Consider the following 17,218-nt stretch of genomic DNA (forward strand, 5'->3'; position numbering starts at 1 on the left):
ATAATAACAGTTCCCTCTAATTCATGACGCAGTATCTGTCTGGCTTGAAATACGCTTTATCAAGCCTAGTCAGCCTTGCGGGGGTGAGACTACGAAATCGAACTCTTCGAGTTACCGACCTGCCTCGTTTCCCTATTTCTAGACTCGGGGTTCAAGGTCCCCCGGACTTTCCTCGCTTTTCTATTTTCAGGCTCGGGGTAAAAACCTCCCCCAGAGGTTTTTACTCCCAAAACGTATCAAATACGGTGATTGGTAGATGGCGTTTGTGTTGGCCTTTGTACCACCATTTTTCAATGGTTGCTTGAGCTTCTGGGCTGACTTGCTTACCTTCGAGGTAATCATCAATTTCATTGTAAGTAACTCCTAAGGCTACTTCGTCTGCAATACCTGGTTTTTCTTCCTCCAAATCTGCTGTTGGGATTTTTTCATAGAGGGCTGGATCAGCTCCAAGCTCCTTCAAAAGTTGTTTTCCTTGGCGTTTATTGAGGCGATAAAGTGGGAGAATATCTGCACCACCGTCACCAAATTTGGTAAAGAAACCTGTGATATTTTCCGCAGCATGGTCAGTCCCGATAACTGCTCCACTATGAGCTCCTGCGAGTGCATATTGGGCAATCATACGACTACGAGCCTTGATATTTCCCTTGTTAAAATCTGAAACAGGACTGCCTGTTGCTTCCACTGCTGTTGTCATAGCATCAGCAGATTCCTTGATATTAACGACCAAGCTCACATCTGGTCGGATAAAAGCTAGGGCTTTTTGGGCATCATCCTCATCTGCTTGAATTCCATAAGGCAGGCGAACTGCTATAAATTTATAAGAATCATCACCGGTTTCAGCTCGCATTTCTTCCATGGCTAGTTGAGCCAAGCGTCCCGCTAAAGTCGAGTCCTGTCCTCCAGAGATTCCTAACACAAAAGTTTTCAGGAAAGGATGTTTCTTTAAATATCGTTTTAGAAAGTCAATGGAACGACGGATTTCTTCCTGGGCATCAATCACTGGTTTTACGCCCAATTGTTGGATAATGGTCTCTTGCAAACTCATTCTTCTTCTCCTTCACCTAGAGCTTCCTTACGCATCTTAGCAATCAAGTCCATCTTATCTTGCCATACATCACGAGCCAAGTCTACAGGGTAATGTTGTGGGTTCAGAACACGTTTGTATTCGTCCCAGAGCTTGTCAAATTCCTTACGAGCATAAGCTTGGATTTCAGGCAGACTTGGTAAATCATAGACCAGCTTACCGTCCTTGAAAATGTCTACCAAGAGAGGAACAGCATCAAAATTGCGGACAGTTTTCTTGATGTAAGTATAGGTCGGATGGAACATCTTAATCTCCGTCATACTAGTAACATCTACACCATCGTAAGTAATGTAGTCACCTTCAGACTTGCCTTTTTCACGACTGGTGATTCGCCAAACTTGCTTCTTACCTGGTGTTGAAACCTTCTCTGCATTGTTTGAAAGTTTGATAGTATTGCGCATCTGACCATTTTCATCTTCAATGGCAACAACCTTATAAACTGCTCCTAGAGCTGGTTGGTCATAGGCTGTAATGAGCTTAGTCCCGACACCCCAGACATCAATCTTAGCTTTTTGCATTTTGAGGTTAAGGATGGTATTTTCATCAAGGTCATTTGATGCATAAATCTTAGCATCTGTAAATCCAGCCTCATCCAGTTGTTGACGAACTTTTTTAGAAATATAGGCGATATCACCAGAGTCAATACGAACACCCTTAAAGTTAATCTTGTCACCTAATTCTCTTGCAACCTGAATGGCAGCAGGAACACCGATACGAAGAGTATCATAAGTATCTACAAGAAAGACACAATCACGGTGAGTTGAGGCATAAGCCTTGAAAGCTTGGTAATCATTGCCATAAACTTGAACTAAAGCATGAGCATGAGTCCCTAAAACCGGAATTCCAAAGAGCTTACCAGCACGGACATTACTGGTTCCATTTGCACCACCGATTACAGCAGCACGCGTTCCCCAAATCGCTGCATCCATTTCTTGTGCACGACGTGTTCCAAATTCCATCAAAGGCTCATCTTCAATGACAGAACGAATACGAGCAGACTTGGTCGCTATCAAAGTTTGAAAGTTGACGATGTTCAAGAGAGCTGTTTCCACCAATTGACATTGAGCCAGTGGACCTTCCACCTGAACGATTGGCTCATTAGCAAAGACCAAGTCCCCTTCTTTGGCAGAACGTACTGTCAACTCCAATTTGAGATTACGGAGATAGTCTAAAAACTCTCCATGATAACCAAGTGATTCTAGATAATCAATATCACTATCTGAGAAGCGTAAGTTCTCTAGGTATTTTACTATCCTCTCTAAACCTGCAAAAACAGCATAGCCGTTATTAAAGGGTTGTTGGCGGAAATAAACTTCAAAAACTGCTTTCTTGTTATGAATGCCTTGGTCGAAGTAAACTTGCATCATGTTAATTTGATACAAATCTGTGTGCAAAGTTAAACTGTCATCTGGGTACATATACTGTCCTTCTTCCCTATTTGTAAAAAGATGAAAATGTTTCTTCTTTTCTCATAAATTAGTAATATTATAACACATTTTATTAAGATGGATAAAAAACTAACAAGCTATTCCATACTCTCTAGCTCATCCATATCCTGCTCAAACTTTTTCTGAGCCCATTGCCCATAACTTTTTAACCCCAGATTTCCGATAAATACCCAAGGAAGATAAAAGACATAGGTAAAACACCAAGCAGAAAGGTATTTGAAGTTCAATGGATTATGCTGATAACTATCTATATTGAACTGGTAGTTTTGCAGCATTAAAATAGTTGTGATTAGCAGTGTCACTAATAGGCATCCCTGAATCTTAAAATGAAACCGACTATAGTAGGTCACACCGAGATTGCGAGCTCGGTTGAAAAAGTAAAAAGTCCCAATAATGATAATGATGAGCATCATACTCGGATTAAAAAGACTTGGCGCTAATACTGCAATTAAGTAAGTTAGGAATAATAATCCTATAGAGATATGAAAAGTTTCTGCACCTGCTTTGTTCATCAGTTGTTCTTCTCTTTCATCCAGTAATTGATAATAAAATAATCTATTTTTCATCTTCTTCCTCCCAAAATAATTGATCTAGACTTTTCCCTAAGCATCTACAAATGGATTGGCAAAGTGAAAGCGAAGGATTGTACTTTCCTGCTTCTATCAAGCCGATAGTCTGCCTAGTGACACCCACAGCTTCTGCCAAATCACCTTGTGTCATATCAAGCTCCACTCGAGCTAACTTTAATTTTAAATTCTTAGCCACTTGTTACCTCCTCCTTAATTTTAAAAGTCGCGCTTCTTTTTCAACTTTATTATATCATATATTTTACATTATGCAATATATACATTACATTTTGTGCGATTTTTTTAACAAAAACCTCTCTACCACTTACATGATAGAGAGTTCTATGTTTATTCAAATTTTTTCAAAATATCTACAACGTCACTTCTCTGTTTGACTTGGTAGGCTTTGATGCCTAAACTTTCTGCCATCTTGGTATTATCTTTTACATCATCCAGAAAAATACAATTTACTGGATCCAACTGATATTTATGGAGGATTTCTTCAAACATTTTTGGATCTGGTTTGATGGCCTTGATATCACAAGAAAGGACGAAACCATCTAAGATTTCATTTAAAGGAGAGAGTTGTTCCTCTAATAATTCATAAAAAACTGGTGATGTATTTGACAAAACAAAAATACGATGGCCTTTTTCCTTTAAACGTACAAGAAGAGGAAAGACTTCCGTGTAAATTTCAATGTAAGAAGGCCAATTCCAGACTACTTCTTGAACCTTTTCTTGATATATGCTTCCAATCATGGAAATAACTTTCAAGACCAACTCTTCTCTGGTCAGGGTTCCGAGATCTAATCTTTCCCAAAGACCTGATTGAAAGATCGCCTTGTCCAATATCATATAATCCTTCTCTGTTTTTACCACACCTCGTAAAATCTTATCCTTATTCCATTCTAATAAAACATTTCCCATGTCTAGTATAATATCCATTATCAACCTCTATTGTTAATCGAATAGCAATCTTTGCTTCAATCTCTATTTTTATGTTATAAATCTTTTTGATAATAGTGCCTTTGTCCTGAGTAGGGATAGTCTTTTAAAGTAAAGACTTCCTTGTAGCCCTGCTTTTGATAAAAGGCTGGCGCTTGAAACTGATAGGTATTCACAAAAGCAAAGCGACAGTTTCTCTTTTTAGCTTCACTTTCTGCTTGCTGTAATAGTTGGGAGCCGATTCCTTGTCCTCGCAAGTCCTCCTTCACAAATAAATACTCAATTTCTAACCAATTCCCGAAAGTCTCTGCTACTAAACCAGCCATGATTTCACCATGTTCATCTTCGACATAAAGGTTAAGTGGCTCGCTTTCAGCTTTTTCTCTTTTTGATCGATTATAAGAACGAATCAAATCGCCTATTTCTTGCGCTTTCTGAGACTCTGTATTTTCCAATCTTAACTGCATCCAAACCTCCTCGAAGATACTTATAGCTTGATTATAGTCTTATTACCAAGAGCTGTCAAACTAGAAAACTCATCAACCTGAGTTGATGAGCTTATAACTTATTTTCTAAATCTCCACTGACTATAGATTCCAAAGACGACAATCCAGATAGCTGAGCCAACTGCTCCCATAAAGGTTGATTCTTGTAAAAAGAGAGTTCCAAATACAAAGACAAAAAAGAGGATCGTTATGGGATTCAGCAAGCGATACTGGGGCATGAGGTAACCATCTGCCATAAAGTCTTTGGACTTGCGGTATTTGAGATGGGCTAGCATGATCAAGATATAGATTGCAATATAAACACCTGATGAAGATGCTGTAATCAGGGCAAAGGCATCTGATACACCTGGTAAGACATTGATGAAGGCTGCTAGACCAATCAAGACAGCCGAGGCTATAATAGCATTCTGAGGAACATTGTGACGAGACAGAGTATCAGCCTTAATGGCTTTCAAAAAGCTATTTGGAGAGTCATGAGCAATTTGGTACAAGTGTCGACCTGTAGAGTAAAGAGTTGAATTTAAGGCTGAAGCTGCCGAAGTCAAGACAACAAAATTAATCAAGGCGGCGGCCCACTTAAGACCAGCAAGTTCAAAAACAGTTACAAAGGGTGAATCCGCAGAAGATAGCTCACCCCAAGGAATGATAGACATGATGGCTAAAAGGGCTCCTCCATAGAAAAAGATAATTCGCAAGGGGATTTCCTTAACTGCCTTGGGCAATACTTTTCTTGGATTCTTGGTTTCAGAGGTTGTTACCCCGATAAATTCAATCATAAGATAGGCGAAGAAAACCATCTGGAAGGCCATAACAAAGTTCATTCCCCCATTTGGAAAGAGAGAAAACTGGTGACTGATATTTGAAAGGCTTGCTGATCCGTATGGTGTTTCAAATCCTGTCAAGACCATAAAAATTCCAGTTGCAATCATAGCGAGAATAGCAACAATTTTAATCATGGCAAACCAAAATTCGACTTCACCAAAAATTTTAACCGCGATCAGATTAACTAGACCAAGGATTGTTAAAAAAACGAGCTGAATAGACCAAGAAGGCCAAGATGGAAACCAAAATTGAACATAATGGGCAACAGCTGTTATCTCAGCCATCCCGATAAAAACTACTGATAACCAGTAAGACCAAACTGAGAAATAACCCCAGCCCTGACCTAGGTAACGCGTAATAAAGTTGATAAAGGTATGTTGTTCTGGATCTTGATATAACATTTCACCGATAGCCCTCATCATGAGATACATAAAACCACCAGTAATCATATAAACTAAAACGATTGAAGGACCAGTTAAGCTAATAGATCGCCCTGCTCCTAGAAAAAGTCCTGTCCCAATGGTTCCCGCAATGGCCATGACTTGAACATGGCGATTGGTCAAACCACGCTCCATTTTATTTTTCTTTTTGTGCTTGTTTTCTGAATTCATATAGTCTCCTCTTGTTTTTAAAATTAAAAAAAAGAGTGATAGGAAGCGCTTTCCTTATATCTACTCCTTTTCATATCCTATTAAACTGTTTTTTCAACTTTTAAGATTTTAACATCGTAGCTACCAACAGGTGTTTCAATTGTAGCTGTATCGCCTGTTTTCTTACCAATCAAGGCTTGCCCGATTGGACTTTCATTTGATACTTTTCCTGCAAAGGCATCTGCACCCGCTGAACCCACGATGATATATACTTCTTCTTCGTCCTCGCCAATTTCTTGGATAGTGACAGTTCGACCGATTGCAACTTCATCTTGAGCAACTGCATCACTGTTAACAATCTCAGCATAACGGATTTTTGTTTCCAAGCTTGAGATTTGTCCTTCAACAAAAGCCTGCTCGTCTTTCGCTGCTTCGTATTCACTGTTTTCTGACAAGTCACCATATGAACGAGCAATCTTGATGCGTTCAACAACTTCTGGACGACGAACTAGTTTCAACTCCTCTAATTCTTTTTCGAGTTTTTCCTTCTCCTCAAGGGTCATAGGGTATGTTTTTTCTGCCATTTTTCTCAACTTTCTTTTAATTAAATTTATATTTTTATAGGTAGTAAAGCAAAATTATGTGGTAAACCACATAATTTTCTTTTTATGACTTTTCGTAAGTCATGATGGTTTCTAGTGATTTCTTAAAAAATCACTAGGTAGACATTGAGCACTGAAACTTTCATTTCTGAACTCAATCTAAAATAGTTTCTAAAACTATGTCACTCTCAAACTTTCCGAACGCCTGAAATTTAAAAATTTCAGGCGCTTTTATCAGGTCGGAAAGGCTTAGTTTGAACTGCTTGATTGTGTCAGTTTACTGTTTACATGCTCTTCAACGTTTCGATCATGTTCTTCTCGTGTTGTCGCATAGTAAACCTTGCCATCTTGTACATTGGCAACAAAGTATAGGTTTTCACTCTTAGTTTGATTGATACTTGCTTCAATTGCATCCAAACTTGGACTATCCACTGGACCAGGCATTAGCCCTAGGTTCAGATAAACGTTATATGGTGAATTGATTGAGGTATCAATTGCCGCATCGTCTGCCAAACTAATATTTTTTCCTAGTTTCCCTTCTGCATAGAGAATAGCAATGTTACTCTGAAGTGGCATACCGATGTTGAGACGGTTATAGAAAACTCCAGCAATCTGTTTGCGGTCTTCTGTTTTTGAACCTTCTTTTTCAACAAGTGATGCAATAGTTAAGAGTTCATTCACTGTCAAGTTCTTTTCTTTGATTGCAGCATAGTGTGTTGATAAGTTTTTATCCATAGCTGCTACCATTTCATCAATCAAGCTTTCAACAGTTGTGCTTTCTTTGATGGCATAAGTTGCTGGGAAAAGGTATCCTTCTAGACGGTAACGAACACCACTTTCCTTAGTTGGTAAACTTTCAAGAAGTGTTGGATACTTAGCAACTAGTTGTGAGATAAAAGTTTCATCCTGAACCTTGGCCAAGAATGCTTCCGCAGTCAATGCTTCTTTAAACTCTCCTTGAAGTTGACCAACTGTTTCTGCGATTTGATCAATTGTATAACCTTCAGGGATTGTTAAGCTTGCAAGTGAAACTTCTTGACGTTCTGGTGTTCCACCCTTTTGCAACTCTTTGATGAGATCATCTGTACTCATGCTCTTTTGCAAATTATAGTAACCAGATTTTAAATCAGAGTAGTTTTTATACTTTGCATAGAGGCTAAAGACCAAACCATGTTTTACCAAACCAGATTTTTCTAAAGTTTCACCAATTTCCTGAGTATTAGCACCTTCGGGGATTTGAACGGTGATATACTCTTTAGAACTTGCATCAACAGGTTGAAGTGCAGATTCAACATATTGGTAACCAAAGAAACCACCTACACCTAGTAGAACCAATAACACAAAGAGTGTTACGAAAAATCCTTTCAAGCGTGATTTTTTCTTTTTCTTAGTTGGCTTAACTGACTCTGTACGACTTCTTCTAGGTAGATCATTTCTTGTATCAACTGGAGCTACCGGCTCTTGAGCAGGTGTCTCCTTAGCAAAATCTGTTAGTTTTGGTTGTGGCTTAATAGCCTTTCTAGCCGGACTTGGTTTGGCTTGATTGGTACGATAAGAAACTGGAATCCTAGTCGAATTAGGAATAAACTCCTTCTCCTCTTGAACTGGCTGAGGAGGAGCAAGAGGCTCAACTGGAGGTTCAACTGAATCTACAGTAGGTGCTACTGGTTCTGTAGCTACTATTGGTTCAGTAGGGGCAACTTCTTCTGGAACTGCAACTGGTTCAACAGGTTCATCTGGTCCCAAAGATGGACGTGGGGGAACTGTTGGAGCCTTAGCAAGCAGTTCATCCACAAGTGAAACTGAGTCTACCATCAAGTCTTCTACAGATGGCTCTTTCACTGGTTCTTCTGTCTTTGAAAGATTACTGAAATCAGGGAAAAGATCATCCTTGCTACTCTCACTAGTGTCAAGCCCTTCTTCCCTTTTCAATCTTTCTAAGTCTCGTAAAATTTGTTCCTTAAAACTTAATTTTTCTTCATCTCTTGAATTTTCGCTCAAAGGTATTACCTCCTTGTTGATAATCCATAATATTATATCTTAAAAACCAAAGAAAAGCAACCATAGATGCCCTTCTAGAGCCTAATTCTTGTTTTCCCAGACCATATCATACCATTCCTCACCCGCAAACGTTGACTTGGATTTTCCTTCATTTATAAATCCATGTTTTTCATAATAGGCAATGAGGTAGTTGTGACAAGTTAGATTGATCCCTTCTCGTTCATGTTCAAGAGCAACTTCTTTCAATGCTGCCAAGAGTTTGCGACCGATTCCCAAGGCCTGAGCTTTCTTTGCAATGGATAGACAAGTCACAGAAATATAGCCACCTTTTTGATGACTATAATCTTTAACTTCTTCTGTAAAGGACTGGTCTTGTAAATATCGGTGAGGCATTACCGGTCCTTCAACGTAACCAAGGATTCGTCCCTCCTTTTCAGCCACTAAGAAACTGGTCTTAATTTCCTTCAGATGAGCTTCAAAGACAGATCGAGGAATAGCCTCCTCAGCAGAGAAATTTTCCAACTCAATCTCTAGGATACGATCAAGGTCTGTAAGCCTTGCTTGTCTAATAATCATCTTTCCTCCTGAAAATAGGGATTTGCCCAAAACATATGAAAATAAGTTTCACTACTAGTTGGCACATCAGCTAAACCTCGGTCAAGAAATCCATTCATCTCAAAGTAAGCCAGCAATTCATCCCTAGACAGCAAATAGAGGCCTGGTCTATTTTTCTGAAATGCATACTCCTTCATAGCTCCTAACAACAAGGTCCCAAATCCTTGTCCTTGATAATCAGGATGGACGGCAAGATCTAAAATAGTGATAAAGTCACTCGTGTCAGGAATTGCTGCTTCAAGCTGCTTCCTAGAATCACTTTGAGTGAACTTCGTGAGTTCGTCACCAATGATATAACCAATGATTTCTTCATTAAGGCTGGCTAGCAGAAACGTACCCGCATGGTTGCGGATACGCTCTTTTATCATTTCTATACTAATTTCATCTTGGGAGTCAGAGTTGCTTTCTCCTATCAGCCAGATTGACTCTAAATCTGATGGCTGAACCTCCCGAATAGTGATTGAAAATTCCATGATATTCCTTATTGAACATTGCTAGTCAAGTTTGACAAGAGACGCTCAAATGAGTATTCATAAGTTTGGATGTCACCAGCTCCCATAAAGACATAGACAGCATTGTCATGGTCTAGGAGTGGAGAAACATTTTCAACTGTGATTACTTGATTTTTCTTATTAATCTTACTTGCAAGATCTTCAACCTTGACATCACCATTGTCTACTTCGCGAGCTGAACCGTAGATTTGCGCTAGATAAACGGCATCAGCCTGATTCAAGGCTTGAGCAAAGTCATCCAACAAGGCAATTGTACGAGTAAAGGTATGTGGTTGGAAAATTGCCACGATTTCCTTGCTAGGGTATTTCTGACGTGCAGCATCTAGCGTTGCAATGATTTCTGTTGGATGGTGGGCAAAGTCATCGATAATCACTGTATCATTGACAATCTTTTCTGTAAAACGACGTTTCACTCCTCCAAAAGTCTTCAAGTGTTCACGAACCAAATCCAAGTCAAATCCTGCTATGTAAAGCAAACCAATTACTGCAGTGGCATTCATGATATTGTGACGGCCAAAGGTTGGAATATGGAATTGGCCCAACTCTTGACCACGGAAGTGAACGGTAAAGGTTGAACCTGTTGTAGAACGAAGCAAATCGCTAGCTACAAAGTCATTGTTGTCTGCTTCAAAACCGTAATAATAGATTGGGGCATTTGCTGTAATCTTACGCAACTCAGCATCTTCACCGTAGACAAATAAACCTTTGGTAATTTGTTTGGCATAATCATTGAAGGCGTTGAAGACGTCTTCCAAGCTTGTGAAATAGTCAGGGTGGTCAAAATCGATGTTAGTAATGATAGAGTATTCTGGGTGATATGGCATGAAATGGCGCTCATACTCGTCTGATTCAAAGACAAAATACTTGGCATTTTCAGAACCACGACCTGTACCATCTCCGATCAAGTAGCTTGTATCAGTGATGTGTGACAAGACGTGAGAAAGCATACCAGTTGTTGACGTCTTACCGTGTGCACCAGCAACTCCCATACTGATAAAGTCACGCATAAAGCTACCAAGAAACTCATGATAACGTTTATAGCTGATACCATTTTGGTCCGCGTATGCAATTTCAACGTTGTTATCTGGACGGAAGGCATTACCCGCGATAATTTCTAAATCTCCTTGAAGATTTTTTTCATCAAAAGGTAAAATTGTAATTCCTGCTTGCTCTAGTCCACGTTGTGTAAAGTAGTACTTTTCAACGTCAGAACCTTGAACTTTATGCCCCATTTGGTGCAACATCAAAGCCAAGGCACTCATACCTGATCCTTTGATTCCGATAAAATGATAGGTTTTTGCCATTTTCTTCCCCTCTATTCACTCATTCTAGTCAAGTTGAGCTCTTGAGCTACTTGACGCTCTTGTTCTTTTTGTTTACTTTTTTTGTTATAAATTTGACTTTTCTTTAAAAAGTCATAGTTGTTTTTCTTAGGATGAGACTTTTCGCTAGTTGGCGAAGGACTATCCACTTGAGAAACTGTTTCTGCCAGAATATAGTGAGATTGGCTCAAGTTTTGACTGTATTTAGCAAATTCTCCCGGATTTTCCTTTTGGAAAGGTGCGGTTGGTTGATTTGCCTGTCTCACAATACTTGTCTTGGTATGACGTCTTGTATGACTCACGTCCTGGGTCAAATACTTAGCTGAACGTTTCTTTTTCAAATCCGCACGCGCTTCTTCACGTGCCAGTTCAGCATAAGATTTTTCTTTTTTCTCAGTCTTCTCTACAAGGGGCTGGGCTTCCTCTTGTTTTTTCTCTTTAACAATAGGAGACCAGTCCAAGTAGTTTTTATCCTGGTAATCCCCCTTGATATTACTGATGAAATCCGACTCATCGTAAAGATTCATAACTGGCATTTCTGTCAACATGACTTCATCATCTGCCACTATTGGAAATCGTTTTTGCTTCATTTTTATTCCCTTTCAATACTCCATTATAGCGTAATGTCTTGATTTTTCAAGTCTAGGCTTATGAAATCCCTAAAATTTCTCGAATTTCAGCCAGACTCAAACTGCCTCGGGACTCTGTTCCATCCAAAACTTCTGAAACCAGATTTTTCTTTTTTTCTTGTAATTCTTGAATTTTTTCTTCTATTGTACCTCGGGTCACCAAGCGATAAACTTCTACAGCTTGCTCTTGCCCCATACGATGGGCGCGGCCGATAGCCTGTGATTCAACCGCAGGATTCCACCACAAATCTACCAGGATAACTGTATCGGCACCAGTAAGATTGAGACCAACCCCACCGGCCTTTAGAGAAATTAAGAATACATCGCGCTCACCTTGATTAAAGGCTTTGGTCATCTCTTGACGATCTTGTGAAGGCGTTGAACCAGTAATTTTAAAGGATGTCAAGCCTAATTCAGGCAATTCTTGCTCAATCCGATCCAACATACCTCTAAATTGTGAAAAGATGAGTACACGATGACCTCCTTCAGCAATCTGAGTCAGCAAGTCTCGTAGACTATCCAGTTTCCCACTTTCTCCTTGGTAATCCTCCATAAAGAGTGCTGGAGTATCACAAATCTGACGAAGACGCATGAGACCCGTTAAAATTTCGACACGATTTCGTTGAAATTCCGAATCGCTTACCTGTCCTAAGTGTTCCTGCATTTGTTGCAGTTGAGCTAGATAAATAGCCTTTTGCTGATCATCAAGTTCATTTTTGTAGACTACTTCAATCAAATCAGGTAACTCAGTCAACACATCTTCTTTCTTCCGTCGCATGACAAAAGGCTTGATAAATTGAGCGACTCTCTCAGCGGGTAGTTTCATAAAGTCTTTTTTAGTTGGCAAGAGGCCTGGTAAGACAATCTGAAAAATCGACCAAAGCTCTCCTAAGTGGTTTTCAATTGGAGTTCCTGAGAGTGCAAAGACAGATGGAACTACAAACTGTCGCAAACTTTGCGCTATCTTGGTCTGAGCATTTTTCATGACCTGAGCTTCGTCTAAAAAGAGAAAATCAAAAGATAGGTTTCGATAAATCTCACTGTCCTGACGGAAAGTAGCATAGCTTGTAACATAAATCTGATGATTTTCTGCCAAAATTGACTCTCGATGAGATTTTAAGCCATGCACGACCGCAACATCCAAATCTGGAGCAAACTTTTGAAATTCATCAGCCCAGTTATAGATTAAGCCAGATGGAGCAAGGATTAGGACACTAGTATCTGCTTGAACCTGACTACTTAAAAAGGCAATAGTTTGCAAGGTCTTCCCAAGCCCCATATCATCTGCTAAAATACCGCCAAAGCCATAATGATGGAGCATTTGAAGCCACTGAATTCCCCTTTTCTGATAATCCCTTAATTCTGCTTGAATATTCAATTTCTGCATCGGGAATTCTTCTGGATGTGTCAAATCATGGGCCAAATGACGGAATTCTTCCGTAAAAGAAATCTGCTCTTGATCCTTAAATAAATGAGATAAGGTATAAGCTAGGGACTTACGAGCTCGAAATGCCCCATCTTTCAAGTCTTCTATTCCCAGTTCTTTCAAATTCTGACGAATCTGCTTGGTTTGGTCATCGAAGAAGTAGACCTGATCAGATGAGCTGATATAAAAGTCTTGATTGGCAACTAGGGCTTTCATCGCAAGATCAATCTCTTCTTTGGCAATATCTTTAAAATCAAATTGAATCTCTAATAAATGGCCTTTAGATGAAATCTCTATCTGGGGACTTTGAACTTGATAGAGATCTTGGAGACTCTCCGAAATCCTAAGTTTTCCAAGCGCTTCAAAAGCTGGCAACGTCTCGTGAAAGAAAGCATAGACTGCTTCAGCCTTGAAGCTTTGACGCCAAGAACGAAAATCAGCTTCAAATCCAGCTGATAGAGCTAGTTGAAAAATACGTTTCTCCAGTTGAATATCGCTGGCAAAGGGAAGATTTTCCAGTTCCCTACGATTACTTACCAAGCAGGTATCGTATTGAAACTGCATCTCCAAACGAATCGAACCATCTTCTTCTCTATCCATGTAAAAAGAGGGACGGAAAGTTTTAATCTGAAGTCCTTGTGGAGCCTGAACTTCTCCAATATTCCTAAATTGAGACAAGGAAGAAGCTAATCTATCGCGATCACTAGTATCAAACTGGAGAACTTTTCTTCCCTTACTATCTAGAGGTAGTTTTCTTAATTTCTCCAGCAATCCTGCCTGCTCTCTCGACAAGAGATAAAACATGCCTTTGGTAAATAAAACCCGCCCTTTATAGAAAAGATTGACTCGTTCCCGCTCAAAGATTTCCATTTCATAGTAGTCAGGATTTTCTTTGATATCAAAGGTAAATAATCCTGCTTGGCCATCCAAGTCTTGAAAGAGAAGATGATGATAGCTCGAAATTTGATGGTCAAATTGAAATTCATCTAAATCCATCAAAAGAGTGACACCTTGTTCAAAAAAGGATAGAGGAAAATAGAGGTGACGACCTTGATTCTGGAAAAAGAGGACATTTTCAGCCTCATCTTCTACAATTCCCTGAAGAAAATTTAAGACAAACTGGCTAGTCTCATCAAACTGACTAAGCTTCAAGGAAGCTTCATATAGCTTACCAATCATATAAGGTTTACTATTTTCTAGAACCTTCAGAAAGAGAGGGATATCTCGAATTACATAAAACTTCTGGGTCTGGATAAGACCAACCCTCAAAGTCCAAATAATACGATTGGTTCCAGCTTCAACTTGCCCCTGAGCGGCTAACTGATAGATTTTAGGCGAGTTAGTAGCTTGTATACTCTCTAGGAAACGTCCCCCAAAGGTCACTTGGGTTTCGACTTCCTCCTTCTTTTCCTGCCCATTTTCTAGTTTCTGTAAAAGTTCTTGACCCAAATGATCATTTTTCAGGTAATGTTCTAGCGCTGCCAAATGGACACAGAACCCTCTTTTTTGAAAAAAGTCACAAGCACAAAAAACCAGTTGATCATCTAGACTATAGCGAATTTCAGCCTCCCCTACACGAGCATATAGGCGATGATTTTCCTCTTTGATGATTTGGATCTTACCAGTTTCGTAGAGTTGAGCCCCCTCCATTCGAAGCTTTCCTGGAATCAATTTAGCCATATTTTCCCCTTTACTTTATCTCTTAATTATACCATATTTCTTCCCATGAAAATAGCCTTCTAGGAGTACTTTTCTCCTAAAAGGCTAGCTTCTTAAAGTTTAGCGAAAGTGATAATGATTCGTTGGCAAACTTCTTCCAAGACGGATGTAGGCATGGCTACATTTAAGCGAGCGTGGAGGGCTCCTTCTTCACCAAAGTCCAAGCCTCTATTCAGGATAACCTTGGCTTCATTTTTCAATAGTCCCTGTAAATCCTCTTCGGACAAACCATAGGCAGAAAAATCAAGCCAAATGAGATAGGTCCCTTGAGGTTTCATGACCTTGATTTTAGTTTCTTTGCCAAATACATCCACTACATAGTTGATGTGTTCTTCGATGACTTCTTTGAGTTCTGTCAACCAAGCTTCACCATAGCGATAGGCAGTTTCTGTTGCTAAATATCCCAAACCTGAAATCTCATGTTGATTATTAGCAAGTTGGCGTTTTTGGAAAGCAAGTCTTAACTTAGGATTCTCGATGATAGCGTAAGAATTCTTGGTTCCTGCAATATTGAAAGTTTTGGTAGCACTGCTTAAAATTAGTGAAAATTCTTTGAAGGCTTCATTTACCGTATTGAATGACTGGTGCTTGTTTCCAAACAAGGCTAAATCTTGGTGAATCTCATCTGAAACTAGCAAGACTCCATGTTTTTGACACAGTTGTCCAATCTTATCTAAGACTTCCTTCTCCCAGACACGTCCTCCTGGATTGTGGGGATTACAAAGAATATAAAGTTTAACCTCATTTTCAACTAAGTCTTTTTCTAGTTGGACAAAGTCAATTTCAAAAAGTCCATCTTTTTCTACTAGAGAGTTGGTGATTAGTCTACGATTATTGAGCTTAATGCTGCGAGCAAAAGGAGGATAAACCGGTGTGTTAATGAGCACTGCTTGGCCTTCCTTGGTGAAGGCTTGAATAGCTGTTGAAATGGCAGGTACTACTCCTTCGATAAAGACTAGAGCATCCTTATCAAAGCGATAACCATGCTGCTTTTCCTCCCAGTTTTGAACAGCTTCAATTAAGCCATCACTAGCATAGGTATAACCATAAACTAATTGCTCTGCATAGTCATGGACTATCTGACGAATCTCAGGCAACACTTCAAAGTCCATATCAGCAATCCAGGCTGGCAATACTTCTCGGTCAGTTTCTGCTTCTTTCCATTTGTAGGTATGGTGTCCAAAACGATTGGGCAAAGTCGTAAAATCATATTTTCCCATAGTTTTATCCTTCCAAGGCTTGACGCAAATCTTCAATCAAATCTCTAGCATCCTCAATACCAATAGACAAGCGCAAGAGGTCATCTGTCAAACCATAAGAATGGCGCACTTCTGCTGGAATATCAGCGTGAGTTTGTGTCGTTGGATAAGTAATAAGACTTTCTACCCCACCCAAACTTTCCGCAAAAGAGAAGACCTTGAGGCTGTTCAAAATATGAGGAATGCGTGTTTCATCGGCTACTTTAAAGGAAATCATGCCCCCACGACCAGTGTAGAGAACTTCCTTAACTGCTGGAGAATCCTTCAAAAAGGCAACCACTTCTTGGGCGTTAGCTGTTGAGCGCTCCATACGAAGAGACAAGGTCTTGAGACCACGAATCAATTGATAACTGTCAAATGGAGACAAGACTGCCCCTGTCGTATTGAGATTGTAAAAGAGCTTCTCGTATAGTTCTAAACTATTGGTCACAACCACTCCAGCCAAGACATCATTGTGTCCTGCTAGATACTTGGTTGCTGAATGAAGAACGATATCTGCTCCATCTTCAATCGGACGTTGGTAGATAGGGCTGTAGAAGGTATTGTCCACCACCACTTTGGCACCCTTAGCATGAGCCAATTTTGCTAGTTTTTCGATATCAAATTCCAACATCAAAGGGTTGGTTGGTGTTTCGATATAGAGAACATCCACGTCCTTTTCTAACTCAGCAATCAACTCTTCTTCTGTATTGGCATAGGTAAAATGGAAACGGCCTTCCTGCTCCACTTGGTTGAACCAGCGGAAAGAACCACCATAAAGATCACGGACAGCCAAAACCTTGCTTCCTACTGAAAAAACGCTAAAGGCTAAGACAATCGCAGACATCCCTGAACTAGTCGCCAAAGCATACTTGGCAGATTCAATAGCTGCTAAAACTTCCTCTGCCTTGCTACGAGTTGGGTTTTTGGTGCGGGTATAGTCAAATCCAGTTGATTGACCAAATTCTGGATGCTGATAAGTCGTTGAAAAGTGAATAGGTGTAACCAAAGCACCTGTTGCCTCATCAGACTTGATCCCTGCTTGTGCTAAAATTGTGTTGATGTGAAATGATTTACTCATACAATACCTCCAAATCTATAGTAACTATTGTACCACTTATTTTGTATCCTTCGTTTTCTTGTTTTCAAGAGCTAGTTATAGTTTCAAACTATATAAAAACGATAGCTTCTTA

General features: G+C 39.7%; 16 protein-coding genes. All 16 read right to left on the bottom strand.

What is annotated here, in order from left to right; all coding sequences use genetic code 11:
- Positions 1–220 precede the first annotated feature (220 nt).
- Positions 221–1,045, bottom strand: coding sequence for an ammonia-dependent NAD(+) synthetase (gene nadE / locus HMPREF2987_RS02620; RefSeq protein WP_075229215.1), 825 nt, complete (start codon positions 1,043–1,045; stop codon positions 221–223).
- Entirely contained in the window at positions 1,042–2,502 is a 1,461-nt protein-coding gene (locus tag HMPREF2987_RS02625) for a nicotinate phosphoribosyltransferase (protein WP_075229216.1), read from the bottom strand. The genes nadE and HMPREF2987_RS02625 overlap by 4 nt, the downstream gene beginning before the upstream one ends.
- Positions 2,503–2,609: 107 nt before the next feature.
- A complete protein-coding gene (locus HMPREF2987_RS02630) occupies positions 2,610–3,098 on the bottom strand; it encodes a DUF6773 family protein (RefSeq protein WP_075229217.1) in 489 nt (162 codons plus the stop codon).
- On the bottom strand, positions 3,088–3,297 hold the full coding sequence (locus HMPREF2987_RS02635; protein ID WP_075229218.1) for a helix-turn-helix transcriptional regulator: 210 nt from the start codon (positions 3,295–3,297) through the stop codon (positions 3,088–3,090). Before HMPREF2987_RS02635 ends, HMPREF2987_RS02630 begins: the two co-directional genes overlap by 11 nt.
- A 149-nt stretch (positions 3,298–3,446) precedes the next feature.
- Positions 3,447–4,043, bottom strand: a complete 597-nt coding sequence (locus tag HMPREF2987_RS02640) for an HAD family hydrolase (protein WP_075229219.1) — start codon at positions 4,041–4,043, stop codon at positions 3,447–3,449.
- 56 nt (positions 4,044–4,099) lie between these two features.
- Entirely contained in the window at positions 4,100–4,510 is a 411-nt protein-coding gene (locus HMPREF2987_RS02645; protein WP_075229220.1) for a GNAT family N-acetyltransferase, read from the bottom strand.
- A gap of 98 nt (positions 4,511–4,608) precedes the next feature.
- Positions 4,609–5,982, bottom strand: coding sequence for an amino acid permease (locus tag HMPREF2987_RS02650; RefSeq protein WP_075229221.1), 1,374 nt, complete (start codon positions 5,980–5,982; stop codon positions 4,609–4,611).
- Between the two features lie 80 nt (positions 5,983–6,062).
- Entirely contained in the window at positions 6,063–6,545 is a 483-nt protein-coding gene (gene greA, locus HMPREF2987_RS02655) for a transcription elongation factor GreA (protein WP_075229222.1), read from the bottom strand.
- 267 nt (positions 6,546–6,812) lie between these two features.
- Positions 6,813–8,570 carry an endolytic transglycosylase MltG gene (mltG, locus tag HMPREF2987_RS02660; RefSeq protein WP_373878854.1) on the bottom strand — a complete coding sequence of 586 codons (1,758 nt, stop codon included), beginning with the start codon at positions 8,568–8,570 and terminating at the stop codon, positions 6,813–6,815.
- 75 nt (positions 8,571–8,645) lie between these two features.
- Positions 8,646–9,140 (bottom strand): GNAT family N-acetyltransferase, encoded by a 495-nt coding sequence (locus tag HMPREF2987_RS02665; RefSeq protein ID WP_075229224.1) that lies wholly within the window; start codon positions 9,138–9,140, stop codon positions 8,646–8,648.
- Positions 9,137–9,652, bottom strand: coding sequence for a GNAT family N-acetyltransferase (locus HMPREF2987_RS02670; RefSeq protein WP_075229225.1), 516 nt, complete (start codon positions 9,650–9,652; stop codon positions 9,137–9,139). The genes HMPREF2987_RS02665 and HMPREF2987_RS02670 overlap by 4 nt, the downstream gene beginning before the upstream one ends.
- An 8-nt stretch (positions 9,653–9,660) precedes the next feature.
- Complete coding sequence (gene murC / locus HMPREF2987_RS02675) at positions 9,661–10,995, bottom strand: UDP-N-acetylmuramate--L-alanine ligase (RefSeq protein WP_075229226.1); 1,335 nt, start codon at positions 10,993–10,995, stop codon at positions 9,661–9,663.
- 11 nt (positions 10,996–11,006) lie between these two features.
- Positions 11,007–11,603 (bottom strand): divisome accessory protein ZapJ, encoded by a 597-nt coding sequence (locus HMPREF2987_RS02680; protein WP_075229227.1) that lies wholly within the window; start codon positions 11,601–11,603, stop codon positions 11,007–11,009.
- Positions 11,604–11,661: 58 nt separating this feature from the next.
- On the bottom strand, positions 11,662–14,748 hold the full coding sequence (locus tag HMPREF2987_RS02685) for a pilus expression-regulating Snf2 family helicase (protein ID WP_075229228.1): 3,087 nt from the start codon (positions 14,746–14,748) through the stop codon (positions 11,662–11,664).
- Between the two features lie 92 nt (positions 14,749–14,840).
- A complete protein-coding gene (locus HMPREF2987_RS02690; RefSeq protein WP_075229229.1) occupies positions 14,841–16,007 on the bottom strand; it encodes a MalY/PatB family protein in 1,167 nt (388 codons plus the stop codon).
- Positions 16,008–16,011: 4 nt separating this feature from the next.
- Positions 16,012–17,106 (bottom strand): cystathionine gamma-synthase, encoded by a 1,095-nt coding sequence (locus tag HMPREF2987_RS02695; RefSeq protein WP_075229230.1) that lies wholly within the window; start codon positions 17,104–17,106, stop codon positions 16,012–16,014.
- Positions 17,107–17,218 lie beyond the last annotated feature (112 nt).

It is taken from the genome of Streptococcus sp. HMSC067H01 (assembly GCF_001814775.1).
In the GTDB taxonomy this organism is placed as follows: domain Bacteria; phylum Bacillota; class Bacilli; order Lactobacillales; family Streptococcaceae; genus Streptococcus.